Source organism: Sulfitobacter sediminivivens (genome assembly GCF_042611115.2).
Lineage (GTDB): Bacteria > Pseudomonadota > Alphaproteobacteria > Rhodobacterales > Rhodobacteraceae > Sulfitobacter > Sulfitobacter sediminivivens.
The window spans coordinates 56006-72670 of sequence record NZ_JBHGAR020000011.1 but is presented as its reverse complement, the minus strand read 5'-3'; the positions used below and the strand labels follow the sequence as shown (position 1 = coordinate 72670).

At 57.8% G+C, this 16665-nt stretch carries 18 protein-coding genes; 11 read left to right on the top strand and 7 right to left on the bottom strand.

The genetic code is table 11. From position 1 onward, the window contains the following. Nucleotides 1–20: 20 nt before the first annotated feature. Nucleotides 21–1313, bottom strand: coding sequence for a serine--tRNA ligase (gene serS, locus ACEWL3_RS12625; RefSeq protein WP_386182654.1), 1293 nt, complete (start codon nt 1311–1313; stop codon nt 21–23). A gap of 230 nt (nt 1314–1543) precedes the next feature. Between serS and yajC the strand changes: the two genes are divergently transcribed. From yajC to ACEWL3_RS12575, 10 genes are all read left to right on the top strand, one after another. Beyond that, nucleotides 1544–1822: a preprotein translocase subunit YajC gene (gene yajC / locus ACEWL3_RS12620; RefSeq protein ID WP_114878132.1), complete on the top strand. Its 279-nt coding sequence runs from the start codon at nt 1544–1546 to the stop codon at nt 1820–1822. 35 nt (nt 1823–1857) lie between these two features. Then, nucleotides 1858–3507, top strand: coding sequence for a protein translocase subunit SecD (gene secD, locus ACEWL3_RS12615; protein WP_386182652.1), 1650 nt, complete (start codon nt 1858–1860; stop codon nt 3505–3507). 1 nt (nt 3508) lies between these two features. Continuing rightward, nucleotides 3509–4477, top strand: coding sequence for a protein translocase subunit SecF (secF, locus tag ACEWL3_RS12610; protein WP_386182650.1), 969 nt, complete (start codon nt 3509–3511; stop codon nt 4475–4477). Further along, nucleotides 4470–5225 carry a sulfite exporter TauE/SafE family protein gene (locus ACEWL3_RS12605; protein ID WP_386182648.1) on the top strand — a complete coding sequence of 252 codons (756 nt, stop codon included), beginning with the start codon at nt 4470–4472 and terminating at the stop codon, nt 5223–5225. The genes secF and ACEWL3_RS12605 overlap by 8 nt, the downstream gene beginning before the upstream one ends. A gap of 3 nt (nt 5226–5228) precedes the next feature. Then, complete coding sequence (locus ACEWL3_RS12600; RefSeq protein WP_386182646.1) at nt 5229–5582, top strand: Mth938-like domain-containing protein; 354 nt, start codon at nt 5229–5231, stop codon at nt 5580–5582. A 63-nt stretch (nt 5583–5645) separates the two neighbouring features. After that, on the top strand, nt 5646–6263 hold the full coding sequence (ccmA, locus tag ACEWL3_RS12595; protein ID WP_386182644.1) for a heme ABC exporter ATP-binding protein CcmA: 618 nt from the start codon (nt 5646–5648) through the stop codon (nt 6261–6263). After that, nucleotides 6260–6916: a heme exporter protein CcmB gene (ccmB, locus tag ACEWL3_RS12590; protein ID WP_386182642.1), complete on the top strand. Its 657-nt coding sequence runs from the start codon at nt 6260–6262 to the stop codon at nt 6914–6916. The genes ccmA and ccmB overlap by 4 nt, the downstream gene beginning before the upstream one ends. A gap of 52 nt (nt 6917–6968) precedes the next feature. After that, nucleotides 6969–7703 carry a heme ABC transporter permease gene (locus ACEWL3_RS12585; RefSeq protein ID WP_386182640.1) on the top strand — a complete coding sequence of 245 codons (735 nt, stop codon included), beginning with the start codon at nt 6969–6971 and terminating at the stop codon, nt 7701–7703. Beyond that, complete coding sequence (gene ccmD, locus ACEWL3_RS12580) at nt 7700–7858, top strand: heme exporter protein CcmD (RefSeq protein WP_386182638.1); 159 nt, start codon at nt 7700–7702, stop codon at nt 7856–7858. Before ACEWL3_RS12585 ends, ccmD begins: the two co-directional genes overlap by 4 nt. Continuing rightward, entirely contained in the window at nt 7851–8390 is a 540-nt protein-coding gene (locus ACEWL3_RS12575; protein ID WP_386182636.1) for a DsbE family thiol:disulfide interchange protein, read from the top strand. The genes ccmD and ACEWL3_RS12575 overlap by 8 nt, the downstream gene beginning before the upstream one ends. A gap of 50 nt (nt 8391–8440) precedes the next feature. Here the strand turns inward: ACEWL3_RS12575 and acnA are convergent, their stop codons facing one another. Beyond that, nucleotides 8441–11230: an aconitate hydratase AcnA gene (gene acnA, locus ACEWL3_RS12570; protein ID WP_386182634.1), complete on the bottom strand. Its 2790-nt coding sequence runs from the start codon at nt 11228–11230 to the stop codon at nt 8441–8443. A 226-nt stretch (nt 11231–11456) separates the two neighbouring features. On the opposite strand from acnA, the gene ACEWL3_RS12565 reads away from it, so the two are divergent. After that, entirely contained in the window at nt 11457–12158 is a 702-nt protein-coding gene (locus ACEWL3_RS12565; protein WP_386182632.1) for a DUF1223 domain-containing protein, read from the top strand. 32 nt (nt 12159–12190) lie between these two features. On the opposite strand, the gene ACEWL3_RS12560 is transcribed toward ACEWL3_RS12565, so the two are convergent. From ACEWL3_RS12560 to purB, 5 genes are all read right to left on the bottom strand, one after another. After that, entirely contained in the window at nt 12191–13090 is a 900-nt protein-coding gene (locus ACEWL3_RS12560) for a lysophospholipid acyltransferase family protein (protein WP_386182630.1), read from the bottom strand. A 71-nt stretch (nt 13091–13161) separates the two neighbouring features. Next, nucleotides 13162–14229: a flagellar motor switch protein FliG gene (locus ACEWL3_RS12555; protein ID WP_386182628.1), complete on the bottom strand. Its 1068-nt coding sequence runs from the start codon at nt 14227–14229 to the stop codon at nt 13162–13164. A 77-nt stretch (nt 14230–14306) separates the two neighbouring features. Next, entirely contained in the window at nt 14307–14825 is a 519-nt protein-coding gene (locus ACEWL3_RS12550) for a hypothetical protein (RefSeq protein ID WP_386182626.1), read from the bottom strand. A 128-nt stretch (nt 14826–14953) separates the two neighbouring features. Further along, a complete protein-coding gene (locus ACEWL3_RS12545; RefSeq protein WP_386182624.1) occupies nt 14954–15112 on the bottom strand; it encodes a hypothetical protein in 159 nt (52 codons plus the stop codon). A 96-nt stretch (nt 15113–15208) separates the two neighbouring features. Then, nucleotides 15209–16513, bottom strand: a complete 1305-nt coding sequence (gene purB / locus ACEWL3_RS12540; protein ID WP_386182622.1) for an adenylosuccinate lyase — start codon at nt 16511–16513, stop codon at nt 15209–15211. Nucleotides 16514–16665: the final 152 nt, after the last annotated feature.

Here is a 16665-nt window from a genome sequence, read left to right as displayed (position 1 = left end):
ATGCAGACGGAGATGTAGGGTCAGGCCAACTTGCCATCCGCGCCCAGGATCGTCTTGCCACCCAGATAAGGCGCAAGAACTTGCGGCAGTTTCACCGAACCATCCGCTTGCTGACCATTCTCAAGCACCGCAATCAGACAGCGCCCCACGGCCAGACCGGATCCGTTGAGTGTATGCACAAACTGCGGCTTGCCACCGGCCTCGGGCTTGAACCGTGCATTCATGCGGCGGGCCTGAAAATCGCCTGTGGTTGAGACGGAAGAAATCTCCCGATAGGTGTTCTGACCCGGTACCCAGGCTTCGATATCAAAGGTGCGCCGCGCCCCGAACCCCATGTCACCGGTACACAAGATAACGGTGCGGTAAGGGATGCCCAGCCGTTCCAGAATATCCTCGGCACAGCGCAGCATGCGTTGTTGTTCGTCGTCTGAGTGGTCGGGGTGGACGATGCTGACCATTTCAACCTTCTCAAACTGGTGCTGCCGCAACATGCCAGCGGTGTCACGGCCAGCGCTGCCTGCCTCGGATCTGAAACAAAGCGTGTGTGCGGTATAGCGTTTGGGCAGGTTACCTTCGTCAAGCGTTTCGCCCGCAACCGTATAGGTCAGCGGCACTTCGGAGGTTGGCACCAGCCACCAGCCATTGGTGGTCTGATAGCTGTCATCGCCGAACTTGGGCAGCTTATCCGTGCCATACATTGCCTCATCGCGGACCAGCACCGGCGTGTTCATCTCGGTCAGTCCGTTGTGATCGACATGGGTGTCGACCATGAATTGGGCGAGGGCCCGGTGGATGCGCGCCACGGCCCCTTTCAGCATCACAAACCGAGCGCCTGAAATCTTGGCAGCGGTTTCAAAATCCATGCCGGGGATCACACCCATAATCTCGTAATGCTCTTTGGCAGTGAAATTGAAGGTGGGTTTGTCACCCCAGCTACGCACCTCGACATTGTCGTTCTCGTCGGCACCATCTGGCACATCGTCAGCTGGAATATTCGGGATCCGCGCCAACATATCCGCAAGCTGCGCATCCAGCTCTTTGGCCTCGGCTTGCATCGCGGCAACTTCGGCCTTTTTGTCACTGACCAGCGCCCGCAGCCGTTCAAATTCGGCCTCATCGCCTTTGGCCTTGGCGGCCCCCACCAGCTTGCTGGCCTTGTTCTGCTCGGCCTGTGCCGCCTCAGCTGCGCTGATCTTGCCGCGCCGCGCCTCGTCCAGTGCCAACACGGGTGCGGACACCGCTGCATCGCCCCGGCGGGCAAGGGCAGCATCAAAGGCGGCAGGGTTGTCACGGATGGCGCGGATATCGTGCATGGGGGTGGTCCTTGAAATTCGAGTCGGTCTGGGTGCGTTATGCCCCAATCCATTGGGTTGGGGTAGGTCTGCTTCACCTATCAAGAATGAGTGTGCGCAGAAACCTTAATACCCACCCTGTTAATCCCCTATCTCGCCTTGCAAAGCTGCGGCACCCCGCTTAGGTTCTGCCAAAATTCGCGGGCCTTTTTACGGGCGCTGTGACAGCCACATCAAAAAGGACAACCTCCATGCAAGGCATCCAGCAATTCGTGCCACTTATCCTGATTTTCGGGATCATGTATTTTCTGCTCATCCGTCCGCAGCAGAAGAAAGTGAAGCAACATCAGGCAATGGTGGCCGCATTGCGCCGGGGTGATCAGGTTGTGACCCAAGGCGGGATGATCGGCAAAGTGGTCAAGGTCAAAGACGACGGCGAAATCGAAGTTGAGATTGCCGATGGTGTGAAGGTGCGCATTGTCCAGTCGACAATCGCCACTGTGGTTTCCAAGACCGAACCCGCAAAATAAACCCGCCCCTCTGGCCCAGTTAAAAAGGCGGAACCATGCTTCAGATTGATCTGTGGAAGCGGATTTTGATCGCGTTGACCTGTGCGCTGGGCTTGTGGATGGCCCTGCCCAATGCGTTTTATTCGCCGGTTGAGCAGCACAATGATGCGATCAAGGCGATTGAGATTGCGGGCTCCACGCCAGAGTTGGAAGCGCAAAAGGCACTCTGGCCGGAATGGATGCCATCGGGCCTCGTCAATCTTGGCCTGGATTTGCGCGGTGGTGCGCATCTGCTGGCCGAAGTGAAAGTCGCTGATGTATATGCCAGCCGGATGGAGGCATCCTGGCCCGAAGTGCGGGATGCCCTGCGCGGTTTGACGCCCGTGCGCCGCCAGCAATCGCCCGAGGGCGAGTTGCGGGTGCGTTTGAACGATCCGACAAAGATGCAGGAAGCGTTGGAAATTGTGCGCGGTCTGGCGCGGCCGGTGACCACGCTGACCGGCACAGGGTCAAACGATATCGACGTGAGCGGCGATCAGGGTGTCATAACCGTGACCCTTTCGGACGCCGAAAAACAGGCCACCGATGAGCGCACGATGCAGCAATCGTTGGAAATCATCCGCCGCCGCATTGATGAGGTCGGCACCCGTGAACCGACCATTCAGCGCCAAGGGTCAGACCGTATTCTGATACAGGTGCCCGGTGTCGGTTCAGCCGCCGAGCTGAAAGCGATCATCGGGACAACGGCACAGCTGACCTTCAGTCCGGTGGTAAGCCGGGGGTCTGATGCAAATGCCAATCCCGGCATCGGCAACGCGCTGTTGCCTGCAGCGGACGAAGAGGGTGTGTATTACATCATCGAATCCGCCCCCGTGGTCACCGGCGAAGAACTGGTCGACGCGCAGCCGTCCTTTGATCAGAATGGATCACCTGCGGTGAATTTCCGGTTCAACACATCCGGTGCGCGCAAGTTTGGCGATTATACCGCCGACAACATTGGCGCACCTTTTGCGATTGTGCTGGACGACGAAGTGATCAGCGCGCCGACCATCCAGAGCCATATTCCGGGTGGTTCGGGCATTATCACCGGACGTTTTTCTGTTGAGGAATCGACCAACCTCGCCGTGCTGCTGCGCGCCGGTGCATTGCCGGCCGGTCTTGAGTTTCTCGAAGAACGCACCATTGGTCCAGAGTTGGGGCAAGACAGCATTGATGCGGGCAAGGTCGCCACGATGGTAGCCTTTGCCGCTGTGCTGTTCTTCATGTGGGTCAGCTATGGTTTGTTTGGCATCTTCGCGAACATCGCGCTGATCGTTAACGTCGGTATCCTGTTCGGCATTCTAAGCATGATTGGGGCCACGCTGACCCTGCCGGGCATTGCGGGTATCGTTTTAACCGTCGGGATGGCCGTGGATGCCAACGTGCTGATTTTCGAACGTATCCGCGAGGAACTGAAAACCGCCAAAGGGCCGGCACGGGCCATCGCCCTTGGCTATGAAAAAGCGTTGTCAGCCATTATCGACGCCAACATCACCACGCTCATTACGGCAGTTATTCTTTTTGCCATGGGCTCTGGTCCGGTGCGCGGCTTTGCCATCACACTGGGACTGGGCATCATCACATCCGTCTTTACAGCCATCTTTGTCACCCGCTTGATGGTGGTCATCTGGTTCGAATGGCGGCGTCCAAAAACGATTGAGGTCTGACATGCGTTTGCGATTGTTTAAGGACGACACGAGCTTTGATTTCTTCAAACGCTGGAGGCTGTGGCTGGGTATTTCCGGGGTTATGATGATCGTGGCCTTTGGGTCGTTCATGCTACAAGGCCTGAATTTTGGCATCGACTTTCGCGGAGGCACGACCATTCGGTCAGAAAGCCCGCTCCCCGTTGATATTGGCGTCTATCGCGGTGCGATGGACGCGCTCGATCTGGGCGATATCACCATCACCGAAGTGTTCGATCCGTCATTTCGTGACGACCAGAATGTCGCGATGATCCGCATACAGGCTCAGGATGAACAAGAGGCAGTGACAGTCGAAGTCATTGAGGCGGTTGAGGCGGCGTTGAAACAGGTCCGCCCCGATATCAAGTTTATCTCGGTGGAATCCGTTGGCCCCAAGGTCTCTGGTGAATTGATCCAAACTGCTGTTATCGCGGTGGTTTTGGCAATTGGTGCGGTCCTGATCTACATCTGGCTGCGCTTTGAATGGCAGTTTGCTGCAGGCGCGGTTCTGGCGCTGGTGCACGACGTTTTGCTGACCATCGGTATCTTTTCCGAACTGCAGATCCGGTTCGATCTGGCCATCATTGCGGCCTTGCTGACCATTGTCGGGTATTCGTTGAACGACACGGTGGTGGTCTTTGACCGGGTCCGCGAAAACCTGCGCAAATATAAAAAACGCCCCCTCAACGAGGTGCTGAACCTCAGCATCAACGAGACGATGAGCCGGACATTCATGACCTCGTTCACCACCTTGCTGGCGCTGATCGCGCTCTTTGTGCTGGGCGGTGATGTGATCCGTGGGTTTGTTTTTGCGATGATCTGGGGTGTGATCGTCGGGACCTATTCGTCGATCTTTGTGGCCTCGGCGATCCTGCTGTATTTCGGCGTCAAACGCGACTGGACCAAGCAGGACCCCAACGCAGGCAACCAATACGCTAATATAGATGCTTGATGCCATTCAATCGGCCCTGTCCACGGACGGGCTGATCTGGTTGGTTCTGGCAGTATTTATCGCAGGACTGGTGCGCGGCTTCGCGGGCTTTGGCAGCGCGATGATCATCATGCCGGTTGCATCCTCCATCCTGTCGCCTGTCGAGGCGGTGATTTTCCTGGTTGCTGCTGAAATGCTTGGCCCCTTGCCAAATCTGCCGGCTGCATGGCGCGAAGGGCGGCCGCGTGACGTGGGCGTGCTGATGATCGGCGCGGTGATTGCCCTGCCAATCGGCCTATTGTGCCTAAGCCTGATCAACCCGCTGATCTTTGGTTGGATCATCTCAATCGCAGTGATTATCCTGCTGATCCTGACCGTCTCGGGCTGGCGGTACAAAGGCACGCTGTCGCGTGGTCTGACCATTGCGACGGGGGCATTGGGTGGTTTTATGACCGGGTTCGCGGGCATTCCCGGCCCCCCAGTTATCATGCTCTATATGGCCAGCCAACTGCCGATCTGGGTGATCCGCGCGAATTTTCTGCTTTATTTGCTGGCGATTGATCTGGTGCTGTTTCCCGTGCTCTGGCTGTCGGGATTGATGGTTTGGAAGATTGCATTGCTCGGATTGATGGTCGGTATCCCCAATCTGATTGCCAATGTGATCGGGGCGCGGCTTTTTGACCCGCAAGCCGAACGGGTTTTTCGCAATGTGGCCTATGTCGTGATCGCCTGTTCGGCTATCATTGGCCTGCCATTGTGGAAAGGATAACCGATGCGCCTGCATGAGATCGTATTCACAGATGCCAAGCCAGTTGATGGCTATGGTCCGGGGTTTTTCCGTATTGGCGGGCAGGTGATCAAGGGGCCCGTGGTGGCGGGGCCGATGGGCACGCAAACATGGGGTGGCTTTGAGGATGCCGAGATGCTGCTGGGGTTGGCGGGGCAAATTGATGTGCTATTTGTTGGCACCGGCGCAGATATCGCGCATCTGCCGGATGCCTTGCACCAGAGGCTGACCGAGGCCGGCATCGCCGCTGAGACCATGTCATCGCCCGCCGCCTGTCGCACCTATAATGTCCTGCTCAGCGAAGGCCGCCGGATTGCGCTGGCTGTCCTGCCGGTTTGAGCACGCGCGTTGACGCCGCAATGAACGCTTTTGGCCTGCGCTGCGATGCGATACTGCTGACCCATGACATTGCGCGTTGATAACCTGACCCTCGCGCGGGGGGGTATTCCTGTTTTGACGGGGCTGGGTTTTGAGCTGGCCCCAGGCACAGCGCTGATTGTGCGTGGGCCAAACGGGGCGGGAAAGACGACATTGCTGCGCACGATTGCCGGGCTGCAACCCAGTCTGACCGGGCAGATCACCGGCGCGCAGGATCAGATTGCCTATGCCGGTCATGCCGATGGGCTCAAGGCGATGCTGAGTGTGACCGAGAACCTCAGCTTTTGGGCGGCGGTCTTTGGGCAGGGCCGCATTGATGCCGCCCTGGACGCTTATGCGCTGCGGCCGCTGGCAGACCGATTGGCCGGGACATTGTCCGCAGGGCAAAAGCGGCGGCTGGGTCTGGCGCGATTGTTGGTGACAGGGCGTCCCATCTGGGTGCTGGACGAGCCAACAGTGTCCCTCGACGCCGAGGCCACGCGCATGTTTGCAGACGCGGTGCGCGCGCATTTGGGACAGGGGGGATCGGCCCTTATTGCAACACATGTTGATCTGGAACTAGAGGCCGACGTGCTGGATGTAACCGGCTACCGGGCCACGCACAGAACCCGCGCCGGCGCAAGCGACGAGGCATTTTTGTGATTGCCTTGCTGATACGCGACCTGCGGCTGGCGTTCCGCGCGGGCGGCGGCTTTGGCCTTGGGCTGGCGTTCTTCCTTATTGTCACGGTGCTGGTGCCTTTCAGCGTGGGTCCGCAGGCGACGTTGCTGGGCACCATCGCGCCGGGCGTGCTGTGGCTTGGCGCGCTCTTGGCGTGCCTTTTGTCGCTCGACCGGTTGCTGGCTCTGGATTACGAGGATGGCACCCTTGATCTGCTGGTCACAGCACCGTTGCCGCTGGAGGCGGCGGTCAGCATCAAGGCCTTGGCCCATTGGCTGACCACCGGGTTGCCCTTGGTTCTGGCAGCACCTGTGCTGGGCATATTGCTGAACCTTCCAACAACTGGTTATGGCTGGCTGGTGCTGTCCTTGGCGCTTGGCACACCTGCGCTGTCGGTGATCGGCACCTTTGGGGCCGCCCTCACCGTTGGTATCAAACGCGGGGGATTGCTGATGTCGTTGCTGGTGCTGCCGCTCTATGTGCCGACGTTGATTTTTGGCGCTGAGGCCGCGCGCCAAGGGGCCGCTGGGCTGGACGCGACCACCCCAATATTGATGCTCGCGGGGATCACCTTTGCCACCATTGCGATGATGCCTTTTGCCTCTGCCGCGGTGTTGCGGATGGGCCTGCGATGAGCGCGGCCATTTGTCCATTGAGCGCGGCGCGCCAGAGGGGTAGATAAGCGCCATGTCCCTTTGGCAATATGCAAATCCGGTCAAGTTTCTGGCGCTGAGCGCGCGGGTGCAGCCCTATGTCTGGGCAGCGGCGGTGATCTGCGTTGCGGTGGGGTTGATCTGGGGCTTTTTCGGCACGCCCGAAGATGCCCGGCAAGGGGCCACGGTCAAGATCATCTATCTGCATGTGCCTGCCGCCCTGATGGCGATCAATGCGTGGTTCATGATGCTGATTGCCTCGCTGATCTGGTTGATCCGGCGCCACCACGTGAGTGCGCTGGCGGCCAAAGCGGCGGCACCTGTCGGCATCGTGATGACGGTGATCGCGCTTATCACAGGCGCACTCTGGGGCCAGCCTATGTGGGGCACATGGTGGGCGTGGGATCCGAGACTGACTTCATTCCTGATCCTGTTTCTGTTTTATCTGGGCTACATCGCCCTATGGGAAGCGGTTGAGGATCCCGACACTGCGGCGGACCTCACTTCGGTGCTGTGCCTTGTCGGATCGGTCTTTGCGGTGCTGTCACGCTATGCGGTCAAGTTCTGGAACCAAGGGCTTCATCAGGGAACATCGGTGCCGGTGGCCACAGGCGGGCGCACAGTTGCAGATGTATTTTTCTATCCCCTACTGGTCAGCATGGTGGGCTTTGGATTGTTGTTTGTGGCGCTGGTGATTTACCGCACCGGAACCGAGATACGTTTGCGCCGGACAGCTGCCTTGCTGGCGCGGGCGGGCAGGGAGGTATGATGCCGGAGCTGGGAAAATATGCATTTGAAGTGTTGTCGGCCTATGCCGCCTCGCTTGCGCTTTTGGGACTTTTAGTTGTCGTGACATTGCGCCGGGGAAAAGCCGCTCAGGCGGCCCTTGCGCGCGCAGAGGCGGAGGCAAAGGCAAATGGCTAAAATCCGACCGCTGATGATCGCCCCGCCCGTGATCTTTGCCGCATTCGTGGCCCTTGCGGCAGTCGGCATGTTTCGCGACGACCCTGAAGGGTTGCCGTCAACCCTGGTAGGTCAGCTGGCACCGGCATTGCCCAATGCGCCCCTTTCCAATTTTCCAGCTCCCGCACCGGATGCCCTCACCTCAGGTGAGGTAACATTGGTGAATTTCTGGGCCAGCTGGTGCCCACCTTGCCGCGCCGAACACCCCAAACTGCTGCAAATGCAGGCCGAAGGGATTGCGATCATTGGCGTGAATTTCAAAGACACCGAAAGTGCCGCCACGAAATACCTGCGCGATGATGGCAATCCATTTGTCGCTGTGGGATTTGATCCGCAAGGGCGAACCGCGATCAACTGGGGCGTCACCGCCCCCCCAGAGACTTTTATCGTGGGGCCAGATGGTATTGTTTTGTTCCGCTTCGCCGGTCCTTTGGTAGGCAGCGACTATGAACAGCGGTTCCTACCGGCGTTGACCAAAGCCCTGGAGCAATAAAAAAGGCCCCGAATTACCCTCGGGGCCTTTGTTCTTGTAAATGTGCAGATTTACTCCGCAGCGATGGCACCGCCTTTGGCCAGATCGCGCAGCACATAATGCAGCACGCCACCGTGTTCGATATATTCAATCTCGATCGCGGTATCGATGCGGCATTTGATGGCGATCTCTTTAATCGAACCGTCCGCCATGGTGATTTTGCATGGCACTTCCTGCAGCGGCTTGATCGTATCCAGACCAGAGATCGACACCGTTTCCTCACCTGTCAGGCCGAGCGATTTGCGGGTGTCGCCGCCGGTGAATTCAAACGGAATCACGCCCATCCCGACAAGATTGGAGCGGTGGATGCGCTCGAAATTTTCGGCGATCACGGCCTTGACCCCCAGCAGGGCCGTACCCTTGGCCGCCCAGTCACGCGATGACCCGGCACCGTATTGTTCACCGCCAAAGATGACCAGTGGTGTGCCGGCATCCTGATAGGCCATTGCCGCCTCAAAGATCGAGGTCTGTTTGCCATCGGGGCCGCGTGTATACCCGCCCTCGACACCATCCAGCATCTCGTTCTTGATCCGGATGTTGGCAAAGGTGCCGCGCATCATCACTTCGTGGTTGCCACGGCGCGACCCATACGAGTTGAATTCACGCACCGGTACCTGCCGTTCAACCAGATACTGACCGGCGGGTGTGCTTTCCTTGAACGATCCCGCAGGCGAGATGTGGTCGGTGGTGATCATGTCACCCAAGAGCGCAAGCACCTTAGCACCTTCAATGTTGGTGATCACACCGGGGTCCTTGCCCATCCCCTGGAAATAGGGCGGGTTCTGAACATAGGTGGACTGTGGCGGCCAATCATAGGTCTGGCTGTCCGTGGTCTCAACGGCCTGCCATTTGTCATCGCCCTTGAACACATCGGCGTATTTTGTCTGGAACGCCTCGCGGGTGACGGTTTGTTGCACCAGATCGGCAACTTCTTTGGAGGTGGGCCAGATGTCCTTGAGATAGACATCGTTGCCGTCCTGATCCTGACCCAAAGGCGCACCCGTAAGGTCGTGGTTCATATCCCCGACCAGCGCATAGGCGACAACCAGCGGTGGTGACGCGAGGTAGTTGGCGCGCACGTCCGGGCTGATCCGGCCTTCAAAGTTGCGGTTCCCGGACAGGACCGAGGTGCCGATCAAATCATAGTCATTGATCGCCTTGCTGATCGCCGGTTCCAGCGGGCCAGAGTTGCCGATGCAGGTTGTGCACCCGTAGCCAACAAGGTTGAACCCGATGGCATCAAGATCCTCTTGCAGACCAGCAGCCTCAAGGTAATGCGAAACAACCTGCGATCCCGGTGCCAGCGAGGTTTTGACCCAAGGTTTGCGGGTCAGGCCAAGCGCGCGGGCTTTGCGCGCCACAAGGCCGGCCCCGATCATCACATAAGGGTTCGACGTATTGGTGCAGGACGTGATTGATGCGATCACGATTGAACCGTCGTGCAGTTGATAATTGCCGTCCTCAGTCGCGACATAGCCGCGCTTGTGGTTGCCCTCATCGCCGGGAATATCGCGCGGCTCGGGCTGTCCGCCTTCACCTTCCCAAGTGATTTCCTGCGCCGCAGAGGCGTCTTTGCCGGACCGGACACCTTTGACGTATTCGGCAAAGGCCGTATGCGCGGTGTCGAGCGCGATGTAATCCTGTGGCCGCTTCGGGCCAGAGATCGCGGGGACGATGGTGCCCATATCGAGGCTCAGCGTATCGGTATAGATCGGCGCGTAATCGTCGTCGCGCCACAGACCATTTGCCTTTGCATAGGCTTCGACCAACGCGATGCGGTCTTTTTCACGTCCCGTGGTGGTCAGATACCGCAGTGTTTCCTTGTCGATCGGGAAAAAGCCGCAGGTGGCCCCATATTCAGGTGCCATGTTGGCAATTGTTGCACGGTCCGCCAATGGCAGCGTGTCCAGACCGGCACCGTAGAATTCGACGAATTTACCAACCACGCCCTTTTCACGCAGCATTTCAACAACCTTGAGTACAAGGTCGGTACCGGTGGTGCCTTCCTTCATCTCGCCTGTCAGCTCAAACCCGACAACTTCGGGGATCAACATGGAAATCGGCTGACCCAGCATCGCGGCTTCGGCCTCGATCCCGCCAACACCCCAGCCCAGAACGGCGGCACCGTTGACCATTGTCGTATGGCTGTCTGTACCAACCAGTGTATCAGGATAGGCAACCATTTCGCCGTTCTGGTCCTTGTCCGACCATACTGTTTGGCTCAGATATTCAAGGTTCACCTGATGGCAGATACCGGTTCCGGGGGGGACGACGCGGAAATTGTTGAACGCTTTTTGTCCCCATTTGAGGAACGTATAGCGTTCGATATTGCGTTCGTATTCGCGGTCCACATTCATCTGAAACGCGCGCGGATTGCCAAATTCGTCGATCATGACAGAGTGGTCAATGACAAGATCAACAGGGTTCAGCGGGTTGATCTTTTCCGGATCGCCACCCAATGCAACCAGCCCGTCGCGCATCGCAGCCAGATCAACGACCGCTGGAACACCTGTGAAATCCTGCATCAGAACGCGGGCAGGGCGGTAGGCAATCTCGCGTGGGCTCTTGCCACCCTTGGCTCCCCATTCGGCAAACGCCTTGATGTCGTCGACAGTAACCGTCTTTCCATCCTCAAACCGCAACATATTTTCAAGCACAACCTTGAGCGCGGCGGGCAGTCTGGAAAAATCACCCAGTCCGGCTTCCTCTGCGGCAGGTATCGAATAATACGCGATCTTCTGATCGCCTGCGGTGAGCGTTTTGCGGGTTTTGGCGGTGTCCTGACCAACTTGGATCGTCATGGAGTGGCTCCTTGCACTGGTGATGGGTGGCAGTTGCTTGTTGCGTAGATGCCATTATGGTCCCCGCTATTCAACTGCTATTCAGTCAATATCACAGCCAATGTATACCATTGTGTACCGAATTTGAAGCAAAGTTCATCATCAAGGTCTCAAGAAACGTTGATTGGTCATTACAAAGATTGAACGTTAGGCATGAAGGACGTTGAACAACAATCATTGGAATCACATGAAAATCGCCGCACTTGCCCTTGCCGCCATTACTGCCCTGAACATTGGGACACCGCTTGTCGCGCAAAATTATCCGGTGGTTGTTGAACTTTATACCTCTCAGGGATGTTCGTCATGTCCGGCTGCGGACGCGCTTTTGCATGAATTGGCCGACCGCGATGATGTCATCGCCCTGGCGTTGCACGTGGATTATTGGGACTACATCGGGTGGACAGACGAATTTGGCGATCCAGCCCATGCCGATCGCCAACGCGCCTATGCCAATGCCGCACAGCGCCGGTCAATTTACACGCCCGAGATGGTAGTGCAGGGGCAAACCGATATCGTCGGGGCAAAAGCAATGGCGCTATCCAAAGCGATTTCGCACCATGCTCAGGAAACGCCGCGCGTCGGGCTGGATATCTCGCGCGATGGTACGAACCTGAATATTGCGGCGCAAATGCTCGGGGCGGTGAAGGGGCCGATGACAGTGCATATGCTGCGCTACACGCCGCGCCGGGTGACAGAGATAAAGCGTGGTGAAAATGCCGGCAAAACCATTGAATACGCCAATATCGTTGAAGGCTGGCAGGTTCTGGGCACCTGGGATGGGGCAACACCGCTGGCGATGGCCGCTGCTGCTCCGGGCGACAAACCTGCGGTCGTCATCATTCAGGTACAAGGCGCAGGCCCTATTCTGGCGGCCGCCCGGCTAAGATAGCGCAGCGGTTCCACAACGAGACGCGGTCCCGGTTAGGGTTCGTGGCTGCGCCAGCGACGATGGACCCAGAACCATTGATCGGGATTTGCGCTGATCCGCGATGACAAGCTGTCATTGAGGGCTTGGGTCATGGTGGTCGCGTCCGAATGCGGCACAGGGCTTTCCAAAATACAGTCAAAGTTCAGCCCATCGGGTTTCCTGATGCTGTAAAACGGGATCAGCAGGGCGTTGTAACGCAAAGCTAGCTCTGCGGCTGAGGGGGCGGTGCGTGCCGGTTCACCCATAAAATCCAGGATCGGTGCAAATTGTACGTGCTGATCGAAGAGCAACACCAATTGCCCTCCGTCTTTGAGGTGGCGCACAAACCCGGCAGTGCCCTTGCGGCCTTGCGGAAAAACCGGGCCACCGAAACGCTTCATTGTTTTGACGTAATGGGCATTGAAATAAGGGTTTTTCATATCGCGGTAGAGGCCGCCAATATCAAAACCACGGGCAACCAAGGCAGCACGTGTTGCCTCGTAATTCCCAAAATGACCAGTGACAAGGATCACGGGCTGCCCCTTGGCCGCCGCTTTTTCCAGCGCGTCAAAGCCCGGTCCCTGCGGTGTGTTCTTAGCCATCCTTTCAGGAAAATCATGGGCCGAATAATTCTCAATGAAGGTGCGGCCAACGTTGTTGAGGCAGCGTGATGCAATGGCGCGCCGTTCCGCTGTGGGCAGCTCTGGCCAGATCAGGTCGAGATTGATTAATGCGCGTCTGCGGTATCCGGCCATCGGGCCAAGTATATGCTGGACCAGCCAGCCGACCGCACGGACCCGCGATGCATAGGGCAGCATCAATGCAATTCGGATCACGCCCACTATCAACGCATTGCTCAGATAATGGCCGGTCTTGCGCATCAGACTGGCGGATGGGACGGTTGGGTGCGACATAAGCCTCGACGGGGAAAACAGATAGCGCAGACATATCCGCTGTCTTGGCCCTCAACAAGGCGCTGCCGACCCTATTCTTCATCCTCTTCGATCACCAGCAACAGATCACCGGATTGCTCCATCTGCCTGATCACCGTGACAATGTCTGCCATCGCTGTTTCGGCATCGGCTGGTTTGACGCTGCCGGCTTCTGTTATGTCCTCGCGCAATTGATCGGCCATGCGCCCAGACATGTTTTCAAGGATGTATTCCAAGGTTGCGCCGTTTCCGGCCGCTTCCGCCCCCGCAAGTGCGGTAATCAATTGGGCCGGATCGACCTCCCGCAGAACCCGCGGAATGTCGCGCGGCGCTATGCGCTTGGGAATATTGGCAAAGGTAAAGATCGCCCTGCGCACCGCATTGGCAAACCCCATGTCGGTTTCATCCAGCCCGGTCAAAACGTCATCCCGGGTCAGGGTCGTTGATGAGTTCAGGATCGCGCCCACCCGCTCAACCGGGTCAATGTCGAAGGCGCGGACCGGTTGCGCATCCAACTGGCTGGCCAGTGACAGCCCGATCCGGTCGACCGCATCCGGCGTGACCGCGCCCGTCAGCGACACCGCGTAGGTTATGCGCCGGGCCTGCGGGCCGGGCAAGCGGCCCAACAGATCCGCAGCCAGGGCCACGGGCAATTTGGACAACATAACAGCGGCCACCTCGATGCTTTCATGCTCCAGAACCGGCAGCAATCGTTCTGGCCCCAGTTCCTTCAGGCGGTCCCACGGATCGCCGGCCTGTCGCACGCCCGCTTCTTTGCGCAGGCGCGCCGCGGTTTGGCGGCTGATGGTGCCGTCCAGCGCATCAAGAGCACCGGCAATGCCATCAGGAAACGACAGGCCGATCCGTTCCACCTCGTCAGAGAATTCCGCCACCACAGCCGCCAATGTGTCCCGGTCAACCACGCGCATGTTACCCATCTGATGTGTCAGATTGGCCTGCAATTCGTCCGGCAGATCCTCAAGCGGAATGTCGGCCCCTTCGTTGAGCAGTAAACGCACGACGATTGCGGCCTTGGCACGCTTGCTCAATAACGCAGAAACGCCGCCCCCCATCGAAGTGGAAAGCGGCGCGAAATTGCCCATGGGTACCATGTCGTTCATCGTTTGCCTGACCCCTTTTGCCTGAGGTCTTTAATGGCAGGCAATCATGAAAAAAGGTTTAGGAGCTTTGGCAAATTTTAGTAGGTATAGGTCTGGCCCGTCGCAATTGCGGTGCGCAAGGATGCCTCGGCCCATGTGCCGCCGCCGCCATGCGCGCGAATGGCCCGCAATTGCACCAGGGCATCGGCAATCTTCCCCTGCTCAACCAACCCCTGACCCATGTAGGACCGCGCCAGAATATTTGCGGGGTTAACCGCCAGGGCCTTAGAATAATAGCCCATCGCCACATCCATGCGGCCCATCTTGCGGTTGGTGAACCCCAGATATGTCAAGGTGCGGTCATCGGACTGCGGCATGGCCGCCAACACAGTCTGTGCATCGATATACCGCCCGGCATGGGTTAATTCGCGCACAGTTTCATAAAGCGTGTCGACATCAAGATTGCCCTCCTGAGCGGCGACGCATTTTTTGGATTTCTTATCATAGACTTGACCGTCTTCGCATTTTGGCTTTGACGGTGCACCTCCGTCTCCACCTGCGGCCAAAAGGCCTGTTGGCAGAGCAAGGGTGAGGGCAGTGGCGATCAAGATACGCATGAAATAACTCCAGATAATCAAGCTCGTGTTAGCAAAAAACATAGCATGTTTGCATACCCGGTAAAGGGGAGGCTGCTGTTAACGCTTCACAATTGCGTTTGGTCTGGGACGTTTTATCTGGGCTTAGGTTAAGTGGTCGCGTCCACAACGCAGGTGCCTGATGCCGCATCATAACTGCTGCCTTCGGTACAGGACATCGCTTGTTTGTCGTGCTGGCAACCGGCCGCAAAAGACAATGCGGGTGTCAGGGCCAGTGCAAGGGCCACACATGCAAGTCTCAGTTTCATTATACTACTCCTTTGATGTGCATTAGGCGGATCATACAGAATCCGCCCCCATTTTCAAAGCAGATTAACGCGGTTGAGTCGGGGTTGCCGTACCGATCAATCGCCAAACACGCGGGCAAAGATCGTGTCCACATGTTTGGTGTGATAGCCAAGGTCGAATTTCTCTTCGATTTCGGCGGGCGACAGGGCGGCCAGAACCTCGTCGTCTCCCAAAAGTTCGGTTTTGAAATCCGCACCATGTTCCCAGACCTTCATCGCATTGCGCTGAACCAGCTTATAGCTGTCCTCGCGGCTGACACCCGCCTGGGTCAAGGCCAACAGAACCCGTTGCGACATCACAAGACCGCTGAATTTATTCATGTTGGCCAGCATGTTGTCGGGATAGATCAACATCTTATCGATCACCCCGGTCAGACGGTGCAGCGCAAAATCGAGCGTGATCGTTGTGTCAGGGCCGATCGCACGCTCAACGCTTGAGTGGGAAATGTCGCGCTCATGCCAAAGTGTCACGTTCTCCATCGCCGGGATGACTGCCATGCGAATGGTGCGGGCCAGCCCGGTCAGGTTTTCGGTTAGTACCGGGTTTTTCTTGTGCGGCATCGCTGAGGAGCCTTTTTGCCCGGCTGAAAAGAATTCGGCACCCTCAAGCACTTCGGTGCGCTGCATGTGGCGCACTTCGGTCGCGACGTTCTCGATGGAACTTGCAACCACGCCAAGGGCTGCAAAAAACGCAGCGTGGCGGTCGCGGGGGATCACTTGCGTGCTGATCGGTTCGGGCGTCAGGCCCAGTTTTTCACAAACATGTGCCTCAACGGCCGGGTCGATATTGGCGAATGTGCCAACGGCCCCGGAAATGGCACCGGTCGAAATCTCTTCGCGGGCGGTTTTCAGACGCCGCATGTTACGGTCCATCTCCGCATAAAATCGTGCAAAAGTCAGGCCCATGGTGGTCGGCTCGGCGTGGATGCCGTGGCTGCGGCCCACGCGCAGCGTGTCCTTGTGTTCCATTGCGCGGCGTTTCAGCGCCGCCAACAGCAATTCCATATCCGCAATCAGGATGTCGGCGGCGCGCACCAGCTGCACATTGAAACAGGTGTCCAGCACATCAGATGAGGTCATCCCCTGATGGACAAAACGTGCCTCATCGCTGCCCACATGTTCGGCCAGATGGGTCAGAAACGCGATGACGTCATGCTTGGTGACGGCCTCGATCTCATCAATCCGGGCGACGTCAAACTGCACGTCTTTGGCTTTCCAGACCGCATCGGCATTGGCGCGCGGAATCACGCCCAGATCGGCCATCGCGTCACAGGCATGTGCCTCGATTTCGTACCAGATGCGAAATTTGGTTTCCGGGGACCAGATGGCGACCATATCAGGACGGGAATAACGGGGGATCATCGGGCACACACTTTCTGAGACTGTTTCTGGGGTCAAATGGGCAATAGACTGACGGGGGGGCAAGGACAAGCGCCCAGCGGGAGCATCCGGCAACAAGCCCGCTTCTAGGCGATCATGTCCTTGGAACGCGCCGTATCGAATGGTCTTTTGAT

Excerpts from the sequence above, each read along its gene's own strand:
- serS (WP_386182654.1), bottom strand. The coding sequence starts at position 1,313 with ATGCACGATATCCGCGCCATCCGTGACAACCCTGCCGCCTTTGATGCT.
- yajC (WP_114878132.1), top strand. The coding sequence starts at position 1,544 with ATGCAAGGCATCCAGCAATTCGTGCCACTTATCCTGATTTTCGGGATC.
- secD (WP_386182652.1), top strand. The coding sequence starts at position 1,858 with ATGCTTCAGATTGATCTGTGGAAGCGGATTTTGATCGCGTTGACCTGT.
- secF (WP_386182650.1), top strand. The coding sequence starts at position 3,509 with ATGCGTTTGCGATTGTTTAAGGACGACACGAGCTTTGATTTCTTCAAA.
- ACEWL3_RS12605 (WP_386182648.1), top strand. The coding sequence starts at position 4,470 with ATGCTTGATGCCATTCAATCGGCCCTGTCCACGGACGGGCTGATCTGG.
- ACEWL3_RS12600 (WP_386182646.1), top strand. The coding sequence starts at position 5,229 with ATGCGCCTGCATGAGATCGTATTCACAGATGCCAAGCCAGTTGATGGC.
- ccmA (WP_386182644.1), top strand. The coding sequence starts at position 5,646 with ATGACATTGCGCGTTGATAACCTGACCCTCGCGCGGGGGGGTATTCCT.
- ACEWL3_RS12585 (WP_386182640.1), top strand. The coding sequence starts at position 6,969 with ATGTCCCTTTGGCAATATGCAAATCCGGTCAAGTTTCTGGCGCTGAGC.
- ccmD (WP_386182638.1), top strand. The coding sequence starts at position 7,700 with ATGATGCCGGAGCTGGGAAAATATGCATTTGAAGTGTTGTCGGCCTAT.
- ACEWL3_RS12575 (WP_386182636.1), top strand. The coding sequence starts at position 7,851 with ATGGCTAAAATCCGACCGCTGATGATCGCCCCGCCCGTGATCTTTGCC.
- acnA (WP_386182634.1), bottom strand. The coding sequence starts at position 11,230 with ATGACGATCCAAGTTGGTCAGGACACCGCCAAAACCCGCAAAACGCTC.
- ACEWL3_RS12565 (WP_386182632.1), top strand. The coding sequence starts at position 11,457 with ATGAAAATCGCCGCACTTGCCCTTGCCGCCATTACTGCCCTGAACATT.
- ACEWL3_RS12560 (WP_386182630.1), bottom strand. The coding sequence starts at position 13,090 with ATGTCGCACCCAACCGTCCCATCCGCCAGTCTGATGCGCAAGACCGGC.
- ACEWL3_RS12555 (WP_386182628.1), bottom strand. The coding sequence starts at position 14,229 with ATGAACGACATGGTACCCATGGGCAATTTCGCGCCGCTTTCCACTTCG.
- ACEWL3_RS12550 (WP_386182626.1), bottom strand. The coding sequence starts at position 14,825 with ATGCGTATCTTGATCGCCACTGCCCTCACCCTTGCTCTGCCAACAGGC.
- ACEWL3_RS12545 (WP_386182624.1), bottom strand. The coding sequence starts at position 15,112 with ATGAAACTGAGACTTGCATGTGTGGCCCTTGCACTGGCCCTGACACCC.
- purB (WP_386182622.1), bottom strand. The coding sequence starts at position 16,513 with ATGATCCCCCGTTATTCCCGTCCTGATATGGTCGCCATCTGGTCCCCG.